This is a genomic window from Mesorhizobium sp. WSM3859, assembly GCF_002295065.1.
Taxonomy (GTDB): domain Bacteria; phylum Pseudomonadota; class Alphaproteobacteria; order Rhizobiales; family Rhizobiaceae; genus Mesorhizobium.
The window spans coordinates 522,280-543,888 of the sequence record NZ_NSGG01000002.1 but is presented as its reverse complement, the minus strand read 5'-3'; the positions used below and the strand labels follow the sequence as shown (position 1 = coordinate 543,888).

Genomic DNA, 21,609 nt, shown 5'->3' with positions numbered 1-21,609 from the left:
TTAACCGGCCAGAATTCATGATTGAGAAAAAGCCACCGCTGACGATCAGGCTCTGCCAGCCGCGCGGCTTCTGCGCCGGCGTCGACCGCGCCATCCAGATCGTCGTGCTGGCGCTGAAGAAATACGGCGCGCCGGTCTATGTCCGCCACGAGATCGTGCACAATCGCTACGTCGTCGAAGGGCTGCAGAGCCTCGGCGCCGTCTTCATCGAGGAATTGTCCGAGATCCCGCCGCAGCATCGCCAGTCGCCGGTGGTCTTTTCCGCGCATGGCGTGCCGAAATCGGTGCCTGCGGATGCCGAGGCGCGCAATCTCTTCTACCTCGACGCCACCTGCCCGCTCGTCTCCAAAGTGCACAAGCAGGCGATGCGCCACCAGCGGCTCGGCCGCCATGTGCTTCTGATCGGCCATGCCGGGCATCCGGAGGTGATCGGCACGATGGGCCAATTGCCGGAAGGCGCCGTGACGCTGATCGAGACCGAGGCCGATGCGGCGCGCTTCGTGCCGGTCGACGCTTCGGCGCTGGGCTTCGTCACCCAGACGACCTTGTCGGTCGAGGACACCGCCGGCATCATCCGGGCCCTCCAGGAGCGGTTTCCCGAGCTGCACGCGGCCGCGGCCGAATCGATCTGCTATGCCACCACCAACCGCCAGGAAGCGGTCAAGGAGACGGCCGCCGGCGCTGATCTTTTCCTCATCGTCGGCGCGCCCAATTCGTCCAACTCGCGCCGCCTTGTCGAAGTGGCGGAGCGGGCGGGTGCAACAATGTCGCTTCTCGTGCAGCGCGCCGCCGAGATTCCGTGGGATGAGATCGCCGGGATCAGGACGCTCGGCCTGTCGGCCGGCGCCTCGGCGCCGGAGATCATCGTCGACGAGATCATCGACGCGTTCCGGCAGCGCTTCGACGTCACCATCGACCTGGCCATCACGGCCACGGAAACGGAGGATTTTCCGGTGATGCGGGTGCTGCGCGATGTCGAACTGACGGCGGCCGACATGGCCTTCGTCAACGGAGCGGCGTGAAACAGCATGGCCGTCTACACCGACGTCAACGAAGGCGAGCTGACCGCGTTCCTCAAAGCCTATCCGGTGGGAGAACTGCTCTCCTACAAGGGCATCGCCGAGGGCACCGAGAATTCCAACTTCCTGGTCCACGCCTCGACCGGCTCCTACATCCTGACGCTTTACGAGAAGCGCGTCGACAAGGCCGACCTGCCATTCTTTCTCGGCCTCATGGGCCATCTCGCCAGGAAGGGCATTTCCTGCCCGCTGCCGGTCACGGCGCATGACGGCACCGTCATCGGCGCGCTCGCCGGCCGTCCGGCCGTCATCATCACCTTCCTCGAAGGCCTGTCGCTCAGGCGGCCGGCCGCCGCCCATTGCGCGGAAGTCGGCAAGGCGCTCGCCAGCCTCCATATCGCCGGCCAGGATTTTCAGTTGAGAAGGCCGAATGCGCTGGCGATCGATGGCTGGCGCAAGCTCTGGGCGGCATCGCGCGACCGCGCCGACGAAGTCGAGCCGGGCCTGGCGGCCGAGGTCGATGCCGACTTCGCCGATTTCGAGCGCCACTGGCCGACCAGCCTGCCGCAGGGCATCATTCACGCCGACCTGTTCCCCGACAATGTCTTCTTCCTCGGCGAGAAGCTGTCCGGGCTGATCGACTTCTATTTCGCCTGCGATGACTTATACGCCTACGACGTCGCCACCTGCCTCAACGCCTGGTGCTTCGAGAAGGATTTTTCCTTCAACCTGACCAAGGGGACGGCGCTGCTCTCCGGCTATCAGTCGGTGCGGCCGCTTGGCAGCGACGAGAAGGCGGCTATGCCGATGCTGGCGCGCGGCTCGGCGCTGCGCTTCATGCTGACCCGCCTCTATGACTGGCTGACCATTCCGGATGGCGGGCTAGTGATGAAGCGCGACCCGACCGAATATATCCGCCGCATGCGCTTCCACCGCGCGATCAAGTCGCCATCCGAATACGGGCTGACATGAACAAAAAGATCGAGATCTTCACCGACGGCGCCTGCTCGGGCAATCCCGGGCCGGGCGGCTGGGGCGCCGTGCTGCGCTACAACGGCGTCACCAAGGAACTGTCCGGCGGCGAGGCCGAGACCACCAACAACCGCATGGAACTGCTTGCCGCCATCACCGCGCTCAACGCGCTGAAGGAGCCTTGCGCCGTCGATCTCTACACCGACAGCAAATACGTCATGGACGGCATCTCCAAATGGATCCATGGCTGGAAGAAGAACGGCTGGAAGACCGGCGACAGGAAGCCGGTCAAGAATGGCGAGCTCTGGCAGGCGCTCGACGAGGCCAACCGGCGCCACAAGGTGACCTGGTACTGGGTGAAGGGCCACGCCGGCCATCCGGAAAACGAACGCGCCGACGAACTGGCCCGGCAAGGCATGGCGCCGTTCAAGCCGAAGCTGGCAAGGCCTGCGCCGGTTGCGGCAACGCGGGAGGAAGCCGCTCCAACCGGCAAACGCGCGCCCCGGCGCTCTACACAGAGCTACTGAGGATGCGCGCACCGTTGGCAGGTTGGGCAGGTAGGCGCGAACTGAATCAAGAAGACGTGCGCCGGCTGCAGCGGCTCTGGGATGAGGGCAAGGCGAGCGGGAAACCAGAACCTTTGGATTTCCACGCCCTCCGAAAAGAGACTCAGAGGAAGTTGGCGGCAGCGACGCCGAACGCCTGTTAGCTCGTGACTGGGAGCTGCCCCTCTTTTCCGCTTCACCGAATCAGCAGCGCCGTCGAGAACATCCCGAGCGCGAACACCGTGTGCGCCACGAGGTTCAGCGCGCGCACCTTCATCGGATTGGGCAGTTTCGACGCCGCCCAGCCGGCGCCCATGCCTGGCGCCAGCAGGAACCAGCCGGCTCCGACGGTGACGATGCCGAGGATGAAGGCCGGCAGGAAGGTCGGAGCCGCCAGCCAGCCTGCGCCGGCGAGCACGACCAGGACCACGCCGTAAACGATGCCGACGAGGTAGTGGAACGCCCAGCCGAGCGCTTTTTCATGCGCATAGGGCGCGGCCTTGCCGATATCGTCGTGGAACACTTTTTCGGGCAGATGCCGAACCCAGCGTCCGACCATGCCCCAGTTGGGCAAGGGCTGGCCGATCGCCTTGTTGAGAATGATCGCCCAGATATCCATGAACACCGTGGCGCCGATGCCGATCGCCACCGCGCGCCAGATGGTGTCGAGCATCAGAGCATGATCCCGAACCGGAGGTCAGCGCACGCAAAAAGTGGGAACCGGTTTGCGGACAAGATCATGCTCCAACAAAGAGTGAGATCAGGATGGCGGGTCAACGAAAACGTCATCCTGATCTAGAGCTGCTCGAGGATTTTCGCCGCGCCGCTCTCGTCGACGCCCGGCTTGGTTTCGACGTTGATCGCGGTGACCTTGCCGTCGTCGACGATCATCGAAAAACGCTTCGAACGCAGGCCCATGCCAGCCGCGGAAAGATCGTTGTCGAGGCCGACCGACTTGGCGAAATCGCCGCTGCCGTCGGCGAGGTAGAGGATCTTGCCTTCGCCGCCGGTGAAGTGCGCCCAGGCGCCCATGACGTGGACGTCGTTGACCGAAACGACCGCGATCGTGTCGACGCCGCGCGCCAGGATGGCGTCATGGTTCTCGAGATAACCAGGCAGGTGGTTGCTGCTGCAGGTCGGCGTGAAGGCGCCGGGGACGCCGAACAGCACCACCTTCTTGCCGGCGAAGATCTCATCGCCGGTGATCGGCTTGGCGCCGTCGGCAGTCATCACCTTGAAGCTCGATGCGGGCAGTTTTTCGCCAACCGAAATGGTCATGGGGTCCTCGCTTGCGAGATGGGGAAGATCGATGCCTTGGATATCGGACCGGATGGCTTCCCGCAACCATTGCGCTAAGCCTGGATCAAGGGAAAGGCAGCAACCCGTCCACCGAGCCCTCGGCGCTGGTCAGCGTGTAATAGAGCCCGCCATCGGTCGGCGTGGCCGATGGCCGGTCGAGGATCGGCACGGTGAAGACGAGCTTGCCGTCCTTCTCGCTGCGCACCGGCGCGCCGAACATGTAGTCGCGCTCGCCGGCGATGAAGAAGTCGACGGATTCCGGATCGCCGGGCGACTGCGCTTGGACGACAAGGGTTTCGTGATCGCCGGGCAGCACGTTGATGCCGAAATCGGGCCGGGCCGGGGAGGGCAGCGTCGCAAGCGCGGTTTTGACCAATGCCGCGTCGGTCGCGTTGTCCGGATCGGACGCGGGATCGACGCTGAGCCGGGTCTGCACCGGAATGCAGATCGTCTCGCAAATGCCGAGGAAGACATGGGCGTCGATGGTCGCTGGTTGGCCGGGTGAAGACACCGTAAAGGTCACCGGCAGCGACACCGGACGATCATAGCCGGACCATTTGCCGTAGCCGTCGTCATGACGCTGCGGCGGCGGGAAAGACAATTGGGCGTCGGCGATGTTGGTGCTGCCGGATATGTCGAGCTGCGGCGGCACGCCGGCATCGCCCGGATCGCGCCAATAGGTCTTCCAGCCGGGCTTCAGCGCTATGTCGAGCACGCCGTGGATCTTTCCGGCCTCGTCGGGCTTGCCGGTGGTCACCAGCCGGACCTTGCCGCCCTCCGAGTTGTACCAGATCGAGGAAGAGGCCTCGGCCGGGAGGCTTGCAGCCCACCCCAAAACGACGCCGAGAACCAGTATCTTCATGTATCGCATGGCGGTGATTTGACCGTCCGTTCTTGGCCGCGCAATGGCCTCATCGTTCTCCCGGTATCATATTTGCGTTACATCGGGGACTGACACCATCTTTTCGGCGCTGCCGAAACGCGTTACGCTCAACCCATGGACTTGCTGCGCCACAAGAAGGCGGCCGCCGGACGCGGCTTCCTCGACGACCAGTTCCTGATTGCCATGCCTGGCATGAAGGACGACCGCTTCGCGCGCTCCGTGATCTACATCTGCGCCCACAGCGACGAGGGCGCGATGGGGCTGATCATCAACCAGACGCAGCAGATGCTGTTTCCGGACCTGCTCGTGCAGCTCGGAATCATGAACGAGCAGGAAGCGATCCGGCTGCCGGCGCATACGCGCGATTTCGTCGTGCGCAATGGCGGGCCGGTCGACCGCAGCCGCGGCTTCGTGCTGCATTCCGGCGACTATCGCGTGGAATCCTCGCTCGACGTTTCCGACGACATCTGCCTGACCGCGACGGTCGACATCCTGCGCGCCATCTCCACCGGCCGCGGCCCGCGCCATGCGCTGATGGCGCTCGGCTATTCCGGCTGGGGCGCCGGCCAGCTCGAGACCGAGATCGCCGAGAATGGCTGGCTCACCTGTCCGGCGACGCAGGAGCTTCTGTTCGACGCCGACATCGAGCGCAAATACGACCGTATCCTGGCCTCGATTGGCATCGACTTGGCGCATTTGAGCGCGGCTGCCGGCCACGCTTGACGCTCGCGATTAGCGCGAACGCCCGCGACTTCGTCATCCTAGGGCGAAGCAGGAGCGTAGCTCCGTCGCGAAGACCCTAGGATCCATTCCGTTACATCGACCGTAGGTGCAACGGCGCAGAATTCTGCACGTTTTCAACGCCTTAGCGTCACGGCATGGATCCTAGGGTCTGCGCGCGTCGCTTCGCTCCTTGCTCCGCCCTAGGATGACGAATCGAGAGGCGCGCCAATCGCCGAAGCGAAACGGCCTCTAAGCCTGGGTCAGCGGATACTGCTCCCTCAGCGTCTTCAGCACCTGGTCGCCGGGCATCGGCGCGCCGAACATGAAGCTCTGAACATATTCGCAGCCCATCTGGCGCAGCTCCAGCGCATCGCTCTCATCCGAGATGCCTTCGGCGACCACCGATAGGCCGAGCTCATGCGCCATGTTGACCATGGATTTGAGCAGCACGGCCCGTTTCGGCGTCGCGTCGTCGACAAAGCTTTTGTCGATCTTGATCGTGTCGAAGGGAAAGCGCGTCAGATAGGAGAGCGAGGAATAGCCGGTGCCGAAATCGTCGAGCGACAGCCCGATGCCGAGCTGCTTCAGCTTGGTCAGCACATGCGCGGTCTGCTCGGGATTGTCCATCACCAGCGATTCGGTGAGCTCGAGCCGGAAGCAACGCGGCTTGAGGTTGGCGCGCGCGATGACGGAGCGGACGTCGCTGACCAGATCGCGGCGGATCAGCTGGCGGCTGGAGAGGTTGACCGAAACCGACAGCGGCGCGTCGCCGATCTGCTTCTGCCAGGAGGCAAGGTCCTCGGCCGCCTGCTGCATGGCGAACAGGCCGAGCTGGACGATCAGCCCGCAATTCTCGGCCACCGGGATGAAGTCTCCCGGCGGGATCATGCCGCGGCGCGGATGGTCCCATCTCAGCAGCGCCTCGAAGCCGGCGACGCTGCCGTCCTCCAGCCGCACGATCGGCTGGTAGGCAAGCGTGAACTCGCGCCGCTCGATGGCGCGGCGAAGGTCGGATTCGAATTGCAGCCGGTCGGTGCCGACGGTGCGGAAGGCAGGCCGGAACGGCTCGATCCTGTCGCCGCCGAAACGCTTGGCCTGGTGCATGGCAAGCTCGGCGTCCTTGACCATATCCTCGGCGGAAGTCTGCGCCGTCGTCCAGGTGATCAGGCCGATCGAGGCGGTGAGCACGATCTCGCGCTTGGCGAAGGTGATCGGGTTGTTGATCGCGTGCTTGATGGCGTCGGCAATTGCCGCGATGCGGGCAGGGTCCTGCTCCGAAAGCAGCATCAGCGCGAACTGGTCGCCGGCAAAGCGCGACAGCGAATCCTTCGGCTTCAACAGCCGGTGCAGCCGGCGCGCGACGGTGAGCAGAATCGTGTCGCCGGCGGAAATGCCCAGACCGTCATTGACCTGCTTGAAGCGGTCGATATCGATGATGAAGACCGTCGGGCGCACCTTGTCCTCGGTGCGGGCGATCGAGATGATCACCTCCAGCCGGTTCATGAACAATTCGCGGTTCGGCAGGCCGGTCAGGTTGTCGTGCACGGCGTCGTGCAGCAGCCTCTCCTCGGATTTCTTCTGCTCGGTGACGTCGACCATGGTGCCGACGCAGCGGATCACCTCGCCGTCGGAGCCGATCACCGGGCGGGCGCGCAGCGAGAACCAGTGATAATGGCCGTCGGCGCCGCGCAGCCGGAAATTCTGCGCCACCTTGCCGCGGCGGTGCTCCAGCACCACGTCGAGCGTGGTGCGGAATGTGTCGCGATCGTCGGCATGCAGCACCGGCAGCCAGTTGCGGGCGGCGCCCCCAAGGCTGTTGGGCGCCAGGCCGAGCTGCAGGCTGATGTCCGGCTTGGTCACCACGCGATCGCGCAGCACGTCCCAGTCCCAGACGATGTCGCCCGAGCCGGCCACCGCCAGCGCCTGGCGCTCGAGATCGGAGAACAGGCCCTGATGCGCCCCGCCGCCGGCAAAGGCATGCTGCATGACCGTGAAGCCGATGAGCAGGATGATCAGGATCAGCCCACCGCCCAGCGCCGGCTGGGCGATGTCGTTGTCGAGCATGCCGGTGATCGCCATCCACGAGCCGCATAGCCAGAGCAGCACCATCACCCAGCTCGGCACCAGCATGATGGCCCGGTCATAGCCGCGGATGCCGAGGAAGATGATGAGGCCGAGGCCGGTGAGCGCGGTGGCGGCGAAAGAGATGCGGGCGATGCCGGCGGCGACCGCAGGATCGACGATGGCGACGCCCGCGATCAGAAGCAGTCCGAGGATCCAGACCAGGGCGCCATAGCTGAAATGGCCATGCCACCGGTTGAGGTTGAGATAGGCGAACAGGAACACCACGAAGGTTCCGGCAAGCGCCACCTCCGTTCCGGCCCGCCAGATCTGCTCGTTGCCGGGCGATATCTCTATGATCTTGTTGAGGAAGCCGAAATCGACGCAGATATAAGCCAGCACCGCCCAGGCGAGCGCCGCCGTCGCCGGAAACATCGAGGTCCCCTTGACCACGAACAGGATCGTCAGGAACAGCGCCAGAAGGCCCGAGATGCCTATGACGATGCCGCGGAACAGCGTGTAGGAATTGACCGAGTCCTTGTAGGAATCCGGATCCCACAAATAGACCTGCGGCAGCTTCGGCGAGGCGAGCTCGGCGATGAACGTCACCACCGTTCCTGGGTTCAGCGTCACGCGGAACACGTCGGCGTCCGGGCTTGTCTGGCGGTCGAGCGCGAAGCCCTCGCTGGGCGTGATCGCGGCGATGCGCGTCGAGCCGAGGTCGGGCCAGAAGATGCCGGAGTTCACCAGGCGGAAATGCGGTGCGACGATCAGCCGGTCGAGCTGCTGGTCGGTGGTGTTTGCCAGCGCGAAGACGGCCCAGTCGCCGCTGGAGCGCGCGTCATTGGCCTCCACCTCGATGCGCCGCACGATGCCGTCAGGGCCCGGCGCGGTCGAGACCTGGAAGTTCTCGCCCTGGTTCCGGTATATTTCCACGGCGCCGGAAAGGTCCAGCGCCTTGTCGTCGCGCGCGATCTTGATGGGCTCGACGGCGAAAGCCGGCATCGCCGAGAAAAGCGTGACCACGACCGTCATGATGAGGGCGAACAGCGACGCTAATCGCGAAAAATTCGTCACATTCAGCCCTTCGTTCCCTCACCCGGCGGATCGTCCGCGATCCGGGCGTAGAGGTAGTGATCCTGCCAGACGCCGTTGATCCTGAGATAGGATCGCAAAAGTCCTTCGCGCCGGAATCCGGCTTTTTCAAGCACGCGGATCGACCGGGCGTTTTCGGGAATACAGGCAGCCTCGATCCGGTGCAACCTCAGCGTATCGAAGGCAAAGCGCGACACCAGCTTGACCGCCTCGGTCATCAGGCCCCGGCTGCCGAAACGTTCGCCGATCCAGTAGCCGATATGGCCGCTCTGCGCGACGCCGTGGCGGATGTTGCCGAGCGTGATGCCGCCGGCAAGCTTGCCGCTCGATTTTTCGAAGATGAAGAAGGCGATGGCCGTGCCCTGCGCGTAGTCCTCGCGGTAGCGGCTGATGCGCAACCGCCAGGCGGTGCGGTCGAGCTCGTCCGGCTGCCAGCGCGGCTCCCAAGGCTCGAGGAAGGCGCGGCTTTCGCCGCGCAAGGTCGACCATTCGCGGTAGTCGTTGGTCAGAGGCACGCGCAGCGTGACCTTTTCGCCCTTCAGTGCCGGCAGGTCGCGGCGAAAGAAAGGGAGCGCGAACACGGCTCTGGAACGGAGGCTAGACGGCGAGCCGGCGGGCTGTCGTCTGCGGACCCGCAAGCGATTCCAGGATCGCCTCGTAGGGTGCAAGCGTGCCCACGGGGCCGACCGCGGTAAGCGTCGGCTTGGTCGAGAACAGCCGCGAGGAAAGGTCGGTCAGCCGCTCGACGGTCAGCGCCGACAGCCGCTCCATCAATTCCTCCTTGGCGATCGGCCGTCCGAACAACAGCATCTGCCTGGCGATCTGGGAGGCGCGGCTGGCCGGGCTTTCGGCCGACATGATGAGGCCGGCGCGATATTGCGCGCGCGCCCGGTCGAGCTCTTCCTGATGGATGCTCTGGCCGGCCTTCTGCAATTCGTCGATGATTACCGGCACCAGCTTGGCGATGTCGCTCTGCCCGGTCGCGGCATGCACGCCGAAGATGCCGGTGTCGGAAAAACCCCAGTGGAAGGCATAGACCGAGTAACAGAGGCCGCGCTTCTCGCGCACTTCCTGGAACAGCCTCGACGACATGCCGCCGCCCAGGATCATCGACAGCACCTGCGAGGCGTAGAAGTCGCGCACATGATAGGCGCGGCCCTCGAAGCCGAGCACGATCTGCGCATCCATCAGGTCGCGGTCCTCGCGGAAGTCGCCGCCGACATATTGCGCGTATTGCGGGATATTGCCCGCCGCCTTGGCGCGGAAGCCGCCGAGCCGCTTCTCGACCTCGCGCACGAAATTGTCGTGCTTGATGTCGCCGGCCGCCACGAGGACCATGCGCTCGGCGTCATATTGCCGCCCGATGAACTCGTGCAACTGGCTGGAGGTGAAGGATTTGACCGTCTCCGGCGTGCCCAGGATCGAACGGCCGATGGTCTGATGCCGGAAGGCGGTTTCGGTGAAGCGGTCGAAGACGATGTCGTCGGGCGTGTCGTGGGCGGCGCCGATCTCCTGCAGGATCACATGCTGCTCGCGCTCGAGTTCGTCGGGATCGAATTCGGATTCCTGCAGGATGTCGGCCAGGATATCGACCGCCAGCGGCACGTCGTCTGAAAGCACCCTGGCATAGTAGGATGTCGTCTCGACGCTGGTGGCGGCGTTGATCTCGCCGCCGACATTCTCGATTTCCGAGGCGATCTCGAAGGCGCTGCGGCGCTTCGTGCCCTTGAACGCCATGTGCTCGAGCAGATGGGCCATGCCATGCTCTTCGTCACGCTCGTTGCGGGCGCCGGACTTCACCCAGGCCCCTAGGGCAACCGATTCGATGCTTGGAAGGGTTTCGGTGGCGACTGTCAGGCCGTTCGACAGACGGCTTACCTCAACACCCATATGGCAAGTACTCCCTAACGCGCCGCCCGCGAGTGGCGGTTCACGTAATCTTCCACCATTTTCAAGTCGGAGGGAAGTATCGTGTATTTTTCGTCGGCTGTCATCAAGCCGCCTAGCCATGCGGGCAGGGCAGGGGTGACGCCGCTCGCGGCCTCGACCGCTGCCGGGAATTTCGCCGGATGCGCGGTGCCGAGCACCACCATGGGCACCGGACCGGAGGCGTGGGCGGCTGCGACATGAACGGCGGCGGCCGTGTGCGGGTCGAGCAGGTAGTTGCTTTTCTCGAGCGTCGCGCGGATGGTGGCTGCGATCTCGTCCACCGTGGCGCGGCCGGCGTCGAACTCCGCGCGGATAAGCTGGAGCTCGCCTTCCTCGATGGTGAAGGCGCCGGACTGCTTCAGCCCGTTCATGTAGCGCCTGACCGTCCCGGCATCGCGGCCGGCCGCCTCGAACAGCAGGCGCTCGAAATTCGACGACACCTGGATGTCCATTGACGGCGACGTCGTGGCGAACACGCCCTTGGTGCGGTATTCGCCGCTCGCCAGCGTGCGCGCCAGGATGTCGTTATCGTTGGTGGCGATGATCAGCCGCTCGATCGGCAGGCCCATGCGCTTGGCGGCGTAACCGGCGAAAATGTCGCCGAAATTGCCGGTTGGCACCGTGAAGGACACCGGCCGGTCCGGCGCGCCGAGCGACACGGCGGACGAGAAATAATAGACGATCTGGGCCATGATGCGGGCCCAGTTGATCGAATTCACGCCCGACAGCGACACCCTGTCGCGGAAGGCGTGGTCGTTGAACATGTCCTTCACCAGGCCCTGGCAGTCGTCGAAATTGCCTTCGACCGACAGCGCGTGGACGTTTGCCGCGCTTGACGTCGTCATCTGGCGCTGCTGCACCGGTGAGACCTTGCCATGCGGGAAAAGGATGAAGATGTCGGTACGGTCGCGGCCGGCGAAGGCGTCGATCGCAGCGCCCCCGGTGTCGCCCGAGGTCGCGCCGACGATGGTGGCGCGCTGGCCGCGCTCGGAAAGCACGTAATCCATCAGCCGCGCCAGCAACTGCATCGCCACGTCCTTGAAGGCGAGCGTGGGGCCGTGGAACAGCTCGAGGATGAAGGTGTTTTTTCCGGTCTGCACCAGCGGGCAGACAGCCTCATGCCGGAAAGTCGCGTAGGCCTCGCGCACCAGCCGCTCGAAGACGGGCGCCGGGATATCGCCGCCGAGGAAGGGCGTCAGCACGCGGATGGCAAGATCGGGATAGGCAAGCCCGCGCATGGCGCGGATATCGGCGGCCGAAAACCGCGGCCATTCGCTGGGCACGTAAAGCCCGCCGTCGCGCGCCAGGCCAGCCAGCACCGCGTCTGAAAATCCAAGCGCGGGCGCATCGCCGCGGGTACTCACATATTGCATCGTCAAAGGCCCATTGCTGCCGGTCGCGTCATCCACGGCAATTGGTTAATTTTCCGAGCCGGCTCAGTCGCATTTTTGCCGCGCCGTTGCTATACGTCACCGGCTTTGTGAGAGGGAAGTGCAGTTTCATGGCGTTTTTTTCGGTCAACCGTCGCTTTGTCGCGGGTCTGGCGCTCACCGGCTTTATGCTTGCCGCCGCCGGCTGCCAATCGAGCGACAATGGCATATTGAACCTCGGCATCGGCAAGAAACCCGATCCGACAGCTCCGATACCGCCGCAGGATCCCAAGATACTCGCCAGCCAGCTACGCGCCTATTGCCCCAAGGTTACGCTGCGCGACGGCACCGCCTTCTTCAACACCTATGCCAAGGGCACGGCGGCGAAGCCCAAGAAAAAGAAGGCTGACGCCGCGGCCGATGCCGAAGCCGCGGCAGCCGCCGCGGCCGCGCAGACCGGACCCAGCGGTCAGCCCGTCGATCCCGACCACGATCCGGCCAAGATCATCTACCAGGCCTCGATCTCCGATGTGACGCGCGACTGCACTCACGCCAACGGTCAGCTGTCGATGAAGATTGCCGTTGCCGGCAAAGTCGTGCCGGGTCCGCTGTTCGCGCCCGGCACCGTCACCATGCCGATCCGCATCGCGGTTCAGCACGGCAACGAGGTGCTCTATTCGCAGCTTCATCAGTACCAGGTGCAGGTCACCGATCCGACTGCCGCAACCCAGTTCGTCTTCACCGACACCAATGTCGTGGTGCCGGAGCCGAGCGCGACCGACTACCAGGCCTATGCCGGCTATGACGAGAACACGCCGGCCGCACCGGCGGACAAGGCGAAAGGCAAGAGGAAAAAGCGCGCTCCGGCGACGAACTGATCGGTCCGCAAACGCGTAACGGATCTGGGAAGGCGCTTATGCGTCTTCCGACCACTCCGAGAGCGCCGCGATCGTGGCGTTGAGCTCCGCCCAGCGCCGGATGACCGTTTCGGCGCCCGCCTCGGTCAGCGCGTCAGCATGGCCGGGATAGCTGTGCCCGGCGCCGGTGAAGCCGATCACGCGCATGCCGGCCGCCCTGGCGCCGGCGATGCCGTGCACGGAATCCTCGATGACGAAAGTGTTCTTCGGGTTGGCGCCAAGCTTCTCTGCGGCGTAGAGGAACACGTCCGGCGCGGGCTTGGTCTTCTTGCTGGGAATGTCCAGCCCCGAAAAGATACGGCCGGCGAAGAACGGCAGCAGCCGCACCTTCTCCAGCATGAATTGGACCCGCTCGGTGCTTGAGTTGGAGCAGACGGCGCGTGGCACGGTGACGGCCGCAACCGCCTCGCGCGCGCCGTCGATGATGCGCACGTCGCTGCGCAGCTTGCGGTCGACCAGTTCCTCGGCGCGGTCGATCAGCGAGACTTGGAACGGAATGTGCGACTTCTCCTCGAGCCGCAGCATGATGTCCTTGAAGGTCAGCCCGGCATAGGTCTCGAAAATTTCCTCCGCCGAAATCTCGAAGCCGGCCGATGTCAGAAGCTCGGCCTCGACGCGCGCGGCGACGATTTCGGAATCGACGAGCACGCCGTCGCAATCGAAAATGACAAGATCTGGCTGGGGCATGGCAATCCGGGTCGTTGGGGGAGGAGCCTGACTGGCTTAAGCGGCGCGGCATACACCAACGGGCCGGCCTGCGCAAACCGCGTGAGCCTGCGGCGGGCCTTCACCGAATGTTTACGCTGATCGGTAACCATAACAGCCAGTAAACCGTAACGCGTTTGTTTGGGTGTTTTGATGTCTGCCGTGCGTCTTCTCGACGAGCTTTCCCACGCCCCTCTTAAGTCCGAATGGCTGGACACGATCCTGAAGGGCGATTGCGTCGCCGCGCTGGACCGGCTGCCGGAAAAGTCGGTCGACATCATCTTCGCCGACCCGCCCTACAATCTGCAGCTCGATGGCGACCTGCACCGTCCCGACCAGTCCAAGGTCGACGCCGTGGATGACGACTGGGACCAGTTCGAGAGTTTCGAGGCCTATGACGCCTTCACCCGCGCCTGGCTGCTCGCGGCGCGCCACGTGCTGAAGCCCAGCGGCACCATCTGGGTCATCGGCTCCTACCACAACATTTTTCGCGTCGGCGCCCGCATGCAGGATCTCGGCTTCTGGATCCTCAACGACATCGTCTGGCGCAAGACCAACCCGATGCCGAATTTCCGCGGCCGCCGCTTCCAGAACGCGCATGAGACGATGATCTGGGCCTCACGCGACCAGAAGGCCAAGGGCTACACCTTCAACTACGAAGCGCTGAAGGCCTCGAACGACGATCTGCAGATGCGTTCCGACTGGCTGTTCCCGATCTGCACCGGCGGCGAGCGCCTGAAGGATGAGAACGGCAACAAGCTGCATCCGACGCAGAAGCCGGAGGCGCTGCTGGCCCGCATCATGATGGCCTCGACCAAGCCGGGCGATGTCGTGCTCGATCCCTTTTTCGGTTCCGGCACCACCGGCGCCGTCGCCAAGCGCCTCGGCCGCCACTTCGTCGGCATCGAGCGCGAGCAGGCCTATATCGACGCCGCCAATGAGCGTATCGCCGCCGTGCGCCCGCTGGAAGACGCCGACCTCACCGTGCTTTCGGGCAAGCGCGCCGAGCCGCGCGTCGCCTTCATCAGCCTGATCGACAATGGCCTGGTGGCGCCCGGCGCCACGCTCTACGACGCCAAGAAGCGCTGGGCGGCGAAAGTGCGCGCCGACGGCACTCTGGCGATCGGCGACAGCGCCGGCTCGATCCACAAGATCGGCGCCGAAGTGCAGGGGCTCGATGCCTGCAACGGCTGGACCTTCTGGCACTATGAGCGCTCAGGCGGCCTCACCCCGATCGACGAGTTGCGCCGCATCGCTCGCCTCGGCATGGAGCGGGCAGGGGGCTGAGCCGCCAGGCCCGCTCTTGATTCAACGCTTAAGCGGATCGCTGCAAGCGATTCAGATCAGGCCGTAATTCCCAGCCGCTCAAGGTCAGCTTTAAGCGTGCCGGCGTCGGTGAACAGCACCGCCTGCCAGCCGGCGGTCTTGGCGCCGTCGACATTCTTCTGGCTGTCGTCGATGAACAGCGAGGCCGCCGGATCGAGTCCGAACGACGCGACGTGGTGGTCGTAGATGGCGCGGTCCGGCTTGATCAGGCCGATGTCGCCGGAGACGGTGACGCCGCGCGGCTTTTCCAGGAACGGAAAACGGGCGCGGGCCTCGCGGAACGTGTCCGAGGCCCAGTTGGTGAGCAGCGTGACGTCGCGGCCGTCCTCGATCAGGCCTTCCAGCAGAGCGACACTGTCTTCATAGGCGTGCGGCGCCATCTCGTGCCAGTAGCGGCGGAAGTTACGGATGTTCTCGGCATGGCCGGGATGCTCGGCGATCAGCAGCGCCTCGGCTTCTTCCCACGTACGGCCGCGGTCCTGCTCCAGATTCCAGGCGCTGGTGCAGACATTGTCGAAGAACCATTTCCGCTCCCCGGCATCAGGGATCAGGCGGCTGAACGGGATGTCGGGATCGTAGTGGACCAGCACCTTGCCGATGTCGAACACGATGTGGCGGATTTCGGTCATGCGGGCCTCTTTGCACTGTGCGACGGTTTTTTCGTCGCGCCCGGTATCGCCGCTTCGATTGCCTTTTTCATGACAGTCGGCAGCGCTTCCCCGGAAATCTCATGGGCCAGCGACCAGAAATGCCCCGACGGCGCATCGCCTGTGACTCGGGCATGGAAGACATCGAGCTCCAGCGTGAAATGGGTGAAGACATGGCCGATCTGCCCGGCGCGCCGCCAATCGGCTGGAAAGGGCGCGGCGTCTGCCGTCGTGGCGCCGTCGATCCGGGCAGTCCAGCCAGTGGTCGGCACCTCGGTCATGCCGCCGAGCAGGCCCTTCTCCGGCCGTTTGCGCAAAAGGATGGCGCCGTCATCGCGCTCGGCGACGAAGGCGGCGCCCTTGCGCAGCGGCTTGTCGTCCTTCGGCAGACGGACCGGGAAGCGTTCCGGGTCGCCCGAGAGGATAGCGCCGCAGTCCTCGCGCACCGGGCAGAGCATGCAGCGCGGCCGCTTCGGCGTGCAGATCGTCGCGCCGAGATCCATCATCGCCTGGGCGAAATCGCCGGGCCGTGTCTGCGGCACCAGCTTTTCGACCAGCGCCCGGATTTCGGGTTTCGCTTCGCTGAGCGGGGTTTCGATCGAATAGAGCCGGGTCATCACCCGCTCGACATTGCCGTCGACGACCGTCGCCGGCCGGTCGAAGGCGATCGCCGCGATCGCCGCCGCGGTGTAGACGCCGATCCCCGGCAATTCGCGCAGGCCGGCCTCGGTGCCGGGGAAGCGGCCGCCTCGCAACGCGACGAGATCGGCGCAGGCCTTCAGGTTGCGTGCCCTGGAATAGTAGCCGAGCCCCGCCCAGGCCTTCATCACATCCTCGGCGGGTGCCGCCGCCAGCGCCTCGACCGTAGGCCATTTCTCGACGAAGTTGCGGAAATAAGCCTTCACCGCCTCGACCGTGGTCTGCTGCAGCATCACCTCGGACATCCAGACGCGATAAGGGTCGGCCCTCACGCCGCGCGCGAACGCGACCGGCGTCACGCGCCAGGGCAGGTCGCGATGATGCGCGTCATACCAGGCAAGCAGGCGCGCGGCGATATCCCGGGATCCAGCTTTGCTGGTATCTGCGGATCCGATATCGCCGGACGCGGTCTGTCGTGATGCCTTGCGGGTCTGGTCGAGCGGTGCCATTGATCGGATGAATTGGGGACTGGAGAACGCACATGGCAGGGAAAAGGGCCTTCGGCAATCCCGTTCCGGTGAGCGATCTCGCGACCGAGATCCTCGACCCGGTGCTGAAGAAGCGCGCCGGCATCTCGATAGGGCTGGTCCAGTCCTGGGAGGAGATCGCCGGGCCGCGCCTTGCCATTCATTCCCGGCCGGAAAAGATCCAGTGGCCGCGCCGCCTGCACGAGGACGACCCGTTCGAGCCGGCGACGCTGATCATCGCCTGCGAAGGCATGGCGGCGCTGCATCTGCAGCACGAGGCCGGCGAGGTCATCAATCGCGTCAACGCCTTCCTGGGCTTCAACGCCATCGGCCGCATCAAGATCCTGCAGAAACCGGTGTTTTCGCAAAAGGCGCGGCCGAAGCCAGCGCCGCGCCCCTTGACCGAGGCCGAGAAGGCGAAACTTTCGCATCTGGTCGGCAAGATCGAGGATGACGGCCTGCGCGCTTCGCTGGAGCGGCTCGGCGCTACAATTATGGGTGAAAGGAAGCCCAAAGGGTCGTAAGAAGCGTCATGAATGCGTCACCAATCTCGCGCATTCGTGATGCTCAAGATCAAGTTTCGCGGTTGGATTGGGGATCGCGATGCCTTAATTCGCGCCAACTCTCGCCTTTTCTAGCCCTTGCATTGCAAAATCCAACCGATATCAGGTGATTCGCATGAACCGTGCCCCGTTTGGCAATAGCTTGTCCCGCAGAAACGTTCTGACCGCGCTGGCCGCTGTTCCTGCGGTGGCGCTGCTCGCAGCGTGCAGCGACTCCGGCGAGGAGGCCAAGGCCGCCGATGTGAAGCCTGCCAACCCGTCGACGCCTGCCAAGCCGGCCGCGACGCCGGCGGCCGTCCAAGTGCCGGAGGCACAGGGCACGGTCGACATGGCGGAACTGCTCAAGCCCGGCGCGCTGCCCGAAAAGCAGCTTGGCAAGGACGACGCCAAGGTCACCGTCGTCGAATACGCGTCGATGACCTGCCCGCATTGCGCGCATTTCGCGATGACCACCTTCCCGGAGTTGAAGACCAAATATATCGACACCGGCAAGGTCCGCTACATCCTGCGCGAGTTCCCCTTCGATCCGAGCGCCGAGGCCGGCTTCATGCTGGCGCGCTGCTCCAAGGACAACTACTTCGCCATGGTCGACGTGCTGTTCAAGCAGCAGCCGAGCTGGGTTGGCGTCAACAACACCAAGGAAGCGCTGCTGCAGATCTCCAAGCTCGCCGGTTTTACACAGGAGTCCTTTGAGTCCTGCTTGACGGACCAGAAACTTCTGGACGATGTGAGAGCAGTCCAGAAACGCGGAGCGGACGAGTTCAAGGTCGACTCGACGCCGACCTTCTTCATCAACGGAAAGACCTACAAAGGGGCGATGTCGATTGAGGAAATGTCGGCCATCATCGACCCTCTGCTCTGACATCCAGGCCGCGCCGAAGCGGTCAGGTTTTGGCGCGCGCATCTGTAGTGTAGGGCGGCGCGAATGAAATTTTCGCGCCTTCGCCTTCTCGGTTTCAAATCCTTCGTCGAGCCCGGCGAGTTCGTCATCGAACGCGGGCTGACCGGCATTGTCGGGCCGAACGGCTGCGGCAAGTCGAACCTCGTCGAAGCCTTGCGCTGGGTGATGGGCGAAAGCTCCTACAAGAACATGCGCGCGTCCGGCATGGACGACGTGATCTTCTCCGGCTCCGGCGCGCGTCCGGCCCGCAACACCGCCGAAGTCACGCTTTTCCTTGACAACAGCGACCGCACCGCGCCCGCCGCCTTCAACGACGCCGACGAACTGCAGGTGTCGCGCCGCATCGAGCGCGAGGCCGGCTCGCTCTACCGCATCAACGGCAAGGAAGCCCGCGCCAAGGACGTGCAGCTTCTGTTCGCCGACCAGTCGACCGGCGCCCGTTCGCCTTCCATGGTCGGCCAGGGCCGCATCGGCGAGTTGATCCAGGCAAAGCCGCAGGCCCGCCGCGCGCTGCTCGAAGAGGCCGCCGGCATTTCCGGCCTGCACACGCGCCGTCATGAAGCCGAACTGAGGCTGAAGGCGGCCGAGCAGAACCTCGAACGGCTCGACGACGTCGTCGGCGAGCTGGAAGGCCAGATCGAGAGCCTGAAGCGCCAGGCGCGCCAGGCCTCGCGCTTCAAGAACCTGTCGGCCGATATCCGCAAGGCCGAAGCGACGCTGCTGCATCTGCGCTGGACACTGGCAAAGACCCAGGAAGGCGAGGCGCGTTCCGCGCTTGCCGTCGCCACCACCCTGGTCGGCGACCGCGCCGCCGCCCAGATGGCCGCCGCCAGGGAGCAGGCCATCGCCGCGCACCGGCTGCCCGATTTGCGCGACGCCGAAGCCGCCGCTGCCGCCGCCTTCCAGCGCCTGTCGATCGCCAAGACCCAGATTGAGGAAGAAGCCGGCCGCATCCGCGCCCGCCAGACCGAGCTTGAACGCCGCCTGCAGCAGCTCGACGCCGACATCGCCCGCGAGGAGCGGATGGTGCGCGACAATGCCGATATCCTGGAGCGCCTGCGCGCCGAGGAGGCCGAGCTCAACTCCGATAACGCAGGCGCCGCCGAACGCGAGGCGACCACACGCGCCGCTTTCGAGCAGGCCGGCGCGACGTTGTCGCAGAGCGAAGCAAGGCTTGCCGCGCTGACCGCTGAGCGCGCCGAGGCCGCCGCCTCGCGCCACCAGATCGAGCGCAGCCTGCGCGAGATCGCCGAGCGCCGCGACCGCTTCGCCCGCCAGCTCGCCGAGGTCGACCGCGAGCTTTCCGACATCGTCGCGCGCATTTCCGGCCTGCCGGACCCCGCCGAGAAGCGGCTGCTGGTCGAGGATGCGCTGGCCAGGCTGGAAGAGAGCGAGGCCGGCGCGATCGCCGCCGAGCAGGCGGTCGCCGAGGCCCGCGCCACCGAGAGCGCCGCAAGGCCGCCGCTGCAGGATGCCAGGGCGGAACTGGCGCGCATCGAGACCGAAGCGCGCACGCTGGCCAAGATCCTCAACGCCACCAGCGGCGGTGATCTTTTCCCTTCGGTGCTTGAGCAGATCAGCGTCGAGCGCGGCTACGAGACGGCGCTTGGCGCAGCCCTTGGCGAGGACCTTGACGTCCCGCTCGACCGCAGTGCCCCGGTGCATTGGGGCGAAAGCGCGGTGCAGCCCGGCGACGCGTCATTGCCCGAAGGCGTGAAGAGCCTGGCCAGTGTCGTCCGCGCGCCGGCGCAGCTCGCCCGCCGCCTGGCGCAGATCGGCATTGTCGACGCCGCCGACGGCCGCCGGCTCCAAGCGCTTCTGGCTCCCGGCCAGCGGCTGGTCAGCCGCGATGGCGCGCTCTGGCGTTGGGACGGCCTGACGGCGAGCGCCGACGCCCCGACCGCCGCCGCGCTGCGGCTGGCGCAGAAGAACCGCCTGGCCGAGCTCGATGCCGAGGCCGTGCAGGCGACGAGCGTCGTGCGCGAGGCCGAGGAGGCGCTGGCGCATGCGGAGCAGGCGATGCGCCAGGCAAGCGAGGCCGAGCGCAGTGCGCGCCAGGCCGCCCGCGACGCCCAGCATGCGCTGGACGCTGCCCGCAACGCGCTGGCCGAGGCCGAGAAGGCCGGCGGCGAGCTGGTGAGCCGCCGCGTTGCCTTGGAAGACACCCGCGCGCGCATCGTCGAAAGCCATGAGGAGACGCAGGCTACCTTCCTCGAAGCCGAGGAGATGCTGAAGGACGCGCCCGATCTCGGCGATCTTCAGCTGCAGCTCGAACAGGCTTCGGCCAATGTCTCGCGCGACCGCGCCACGCTTGCCGACGCGCGCGCCGTGCATGAGGGGCTTCGCCGCGAGGCCGAGGCGCGCATGCGCCGGCTCGACGCCATCGGCGCCGAGCGCAGGAACTGGGTGGAGCGCGCCGAAAACGCCTCGACGCAGATCGCCGCGCTCGGCGAGCGCAAGGCCGAGGCCGAAGCCGAGCGCGAGCGGCTGGCGGATGCGCCGGACGAGATCGACGCCAAGCGCCGCGCTTTGCTGACGCAGCTTTCAGAGGCGGAGACGCTGCGCCAGACGGCGAGCGACCGGCTGCAGGAGGCGGAAAACAAGCAGGCGGAGCTGGACAAGGCGGCCACCGCCGCGATCCAGTCGCTCGCCGAGGCGCGCGAGACCCGCGTGCGCGCCGAGGAGCGGCTCACCGCGGCGGACGAGCGCCGCGCCGAGGTCGAGGCGCGCATCCAGGAGGCGCTCAACACGCCGCCGCATCTGGTCATCCAGCATACCGGGCTCAAAGCCGACGATCCGATGCCCGACATGGCCGAGATCGAGCGCCAGCTCGACCGACTGAAGATCGAGCGCGAGCGGCTCGGCGCCGTCAATCTGCGCGCCGAGGAAGAGCAGCGGGAATTGTCCGAACGGCTGGAGACCATCGTTTCCGAGCGCGAGGACATCATCGAGGCGATCAGGAAACTGCGCCAGGCGATCCAGAGCCTCAACCGCGAGGGCCGCGAGCGGCTTCTCTCGGCCTTCGAGGTCGTCAACGGCCATTTCCAGCGGTTGTTCTCGCACCTCTTCGGCGGCGGCACGGCCGAGCTGCAGCTGATCGAGTCGGAAGATCCGCTGGAAGCGGGGCTGGAAATCCTCGCTCGCCCGCCCGGCAAGAAGCCGCAGACCATGACGCTGCTCTCCGGCGGCGAGCAGGCCCTGACAGCGATGTCGCTGATCTTCGCCGTCTTCCTCACCAACCCGGCGCCGATCTGCGTGCTCGACGAGGTCGACGCGCCGCTCGACGACCACAATGTCGAGCGCTTCTGCAATCTGATGGACGAGATGTCGAAGACCACCGAGACGCGCTTCGTCATCATCACCCACAACCCGATCACCATGGCGCGCATGGACCGCCTGTTCGGCGTCACCATGGCCGAGCAGGGGGTGAGCCAACTGGTCTCGGTCGACCTGCAGGCCGCTGAAGCGATGCGCGAGGCGAGCTGAGC

The 21,609-nt window shown here is 65.4% G+C and carries 19 protein-coding genes; 9 read left to right on the top strand and 10 right to left on the bottom strand.

Features of this window, described 5'->3' with window-relative positions:
* Window positions 1-17: 17 nt before the first annotated feature.
* Genes ispH through rnhA form a run of 3 tightly spaced genes read left to right on the top strand, consistent with a single transcriptional unit; the run spans window position 18 to window position 2,518 of the window.
* Complete coding sequence (gene ispH, locus CK230_RS06405) at window positions 18-1,022, top strand: 4-hydroxy-3-methylbut-2-enyl diphosphate reductase (protein ID WP_095816310.1); 1,005 nt, start codon at window positions 18-20, stop codon at window positions 1,020-1,022.
* Window positions 1,023-1,028: 6 nt separating this feature from the next.
* Window positions 1,029-1,991 (top strand): homoserine kinase, encoded by a 963-nt coding sequence (locus CK230_RS06400; RefSeq protein WP_095816309.1) that lies wholly within the window; start codon window positions 1,029-1,031, stop codon window positions 1,989-1,991.
* A complete protein-coding gene (gene rnhA / locus CK230_RS06395) occupies window positions 1,988-2,518 on the top strand; it encodes a ribonuclease HI (RefSeq protein ID WP_095816308.1) in 531 nt (176 codons plus the stop codon). The genes CK230_RS06400 and rnhA overlap by 4 nt, the downstream gene beginning before the upstream one ends.
* Window positions 2,519-2,732: 214 nt before the next feature.
* Here rnhA and CK230_RS06385 read toward each other — a convergent pair whose 3' ends face one another.
* From CK230_RS06385 to CK230_RS06375, 3 genes are all read right to left on the bottom strand, one after another.
* Entirely contained in the window at window positions 2,733-3,209 is a 477-nt protein-coding gene (locus CK230_RS06385) for a DUF2938 domain-containing protein (protein WP_095816307.1), read from the bottom strand.
* A gap of 122 nt (window positions 3,210-3,331) precedes the next feature.
* Window positions 3,332-3,814 carry a peroxiredoxin gene (locus tag CK230_RS06380; RefSeq protein ID WP_095816464.1) on the bottom strand — a complete coding sequence of 161 codons (483 nt, stop codon included), beginning with the start codon at window positions 3,812-3,814 and terminating at the stop codon, window positions 3,332-3,334.
* 85 nt (window positions 3,815-3,899) lie between these two features.
* Window positions 3,900-4,706: a protein-disulfide reductase DsbD domain-containing protein gene (locus CK230_RS06375; protein ID WP_095816306.1), complete on the bottom strand. Its 807-nt coding sequence runs from the start codon at window positions 4,704-4,706 to the stop codon at window positions 3,900-3,902.
* Between the two features lie 126 nt (window positions 4,707-4,832).
* Here CK230_RS06375 and CK230_RS06370 point away from each other — a divergent pair, with 126 nt between their 5' ends.
* Window positions 4,833-5,441 (top strand): YqgE/AlgH family protein, encoded by a 609-nt coding sequence (locus CK230_RS06370; RefSeq protein ID WP_095816305.1) that lies wholly within the window; start codon window positions 4,833-4,835, stop codon window positions 5,439-5,441.
* A gap of 249 nt (window positions 5,442-5,690) precedes the next feature.
* Here the strand turns inward: CK230_RS06370 and CK230_RS06365 are convergent, their stop codons facing one another.
* Genes CK230_RS06365 through thrC form a run of 4 tightly spaced genes read right to left on the bottom strand, consistent with a single transcriptional unit; the run spans window position 5,691 to window position 11,899 of the window.
* Complete coding sequence (locus CK230_RS06365) at window positions 5,691-8,537, bottom strand: EAL domain-containing protein (protein ID WP_095816304.1); 2,847 nt, start codon at window positions 8,535-8,537, stop codon at window positions 5,691-5,693.
* 44 nt (window positions 8,538-8,581) lie between these two features.
* On the bottom strand, window positions 8,582-9,178 hold the full coding sequence (locus CK230_RS06360; protein ID WP_095816303.1) for a GNAT family protein: 597 nt from the start codon (window positions 9,176-9,178) through the stop codon (window positions 8,582-8,584).
* A 16-nt stretch (window positions 9,179-9,194) separates the two neighbouring features.
* Window positions 9,195-10,487 (bottom strand): pitrilysin family protein, encoded by a 1,293-nt coding sequence (locus tag CK230_RS06355; protein ID WP_095816302.1) that lies wholly within the window; start codon window positions 10,485-10,487, stop codon window positions 9,195-9,197.
* A 14-nt stretch (window positions 10,488-10,501) separates the two neighbouring features.
* Window positions 10,502-11,899: a threonine synthase gene (gene thrC, locus CK230_RS06350; protein ID WP_095816463.1), complete on the bottom strand. Its 1,398-nt coding sequence runs from the start codon at window positions 11,897-11,899 to the stop codon at window positions 10,502-10,504.
* 128 nt (window positions 11,900-12,027) lie between these two features.
* On the opposite strand from thrC, the gene CK230_RS06345 reads away from it, so the two are divergent.
* Window positions 12,028-12,774, top strand: a complete 747-nt coding sequence (locus tag CK230_RS06345; RefSeq protein WP_095816301.1) for a hypothetical protein — start codon at window positions 12,028-12,030, stop codon at window positions 12,772-12,774.
* Between the two features lie 36 nt (window positions 12,775-12,810).
* Here the strand turns inward: CK230_RS06345 and CK230_RS06340 are convergent, their stop codons facing one another.
* Window positions 12,811-13,500, bottom strand: a complete 690-nt coding sequence (locus CK230_RS06340; protein ID WP_095816300.1) for an HAD family phosphatase — start codon at window positions 13,498-13,500, stop codon at window positions 12,811-12,813.
* Window positions 13,501-13,671: 171 nt separating this feature from the next.
* Between CK230_RS06340 and CK230_RS06335 the strand changes: the two genes are divergently transcribed.
* Window positions 13,672-14,805: a site-specific DNA-methyltransferase gene (locus CK230_RS06335; protein ID WP_095816299.1), complete on the top strand. Its 1,134-nt coding sequence runs from the start codon at window positions 13,672-13,674 to the stop codon at window positions 14,803-14,805.
* 56 nt (window positions 14,806-14,861) lie between these two features.
* On the opposite strand, the gene CK230_RS06330 is transcribed toward CK230_RS06335, so the two are convergent.
* Window positions 14,862-15,473, bottom strand: coding sequence for an HAD family phosphatase (locus CK230_RS06330; protein WP_095816298.1), 612 nt, complete (start codon window positions 15,471-15,473; stop codon window positions 14,862-14,864).
* The gene (gene mutY / locus CK230_RS06325) at window positions 15,470-16,639 is read right to left on the bottom strand and encodes an A/G-specific adenine glycosylase (RefSeq protein ID WP_095816297.1); all 1,170 of its coding nucleotides are present in this window, start codon (window positions 16,637-16,639) and stop codon (window positions 15,470-15,472) included. The genes CK230_RS06330 and mutY overlap by 4 nt, the downstream gene beginning before the upstream one ends.
* A 32-nt stretch (window positions 16,640-16,671) precedes the next feature.
* Between mutY and CK230_RS06320 the strand changes: the two genes are divergently transcribed.
* The 3 genes from CK230_RS06320 to smc all read left to right on the top strand — a co-directional run bounded on the left by CK230_RS06320 (window position 16,672) and on the right by smc (window position 21,607).
* On the top strand, window positions 16,672-17,181 hold the full coding sequence (locus CK230_RS06320) for a DUF721 domain-containing protein (RefSeq protein WP_095816296.1): 510 nt from the start codon (window positions 16,672-16,674) through the stop codon (window positions 17,179-17,181).
* Between the two features lie 154 nt (window positions 17,182-17,335).
* Entirely contained in the window at window positions 17,336-18,082 is a 747-nt protein-coding gene (locus CK230_RS06315) for a DsbA family protein (protein WP_095816295.1), read from the top strand.
* Between the two features lie 63 nt (window positions 18,083-18,145).
* Window positions 18,146-21,607, top strand: coding sequence for a chromosome segregation protein SMC (gene smc / locus CK230_RS06310; RefSeq protein WP_095816294.1), 3,462 nt, complete (start codon window positions 18,146-18,148; stop codon window positions 21,605-21,607).
* The last annotated feature ends 2 nt before the right edge of the window (window positions 21,608-21,609 follow it).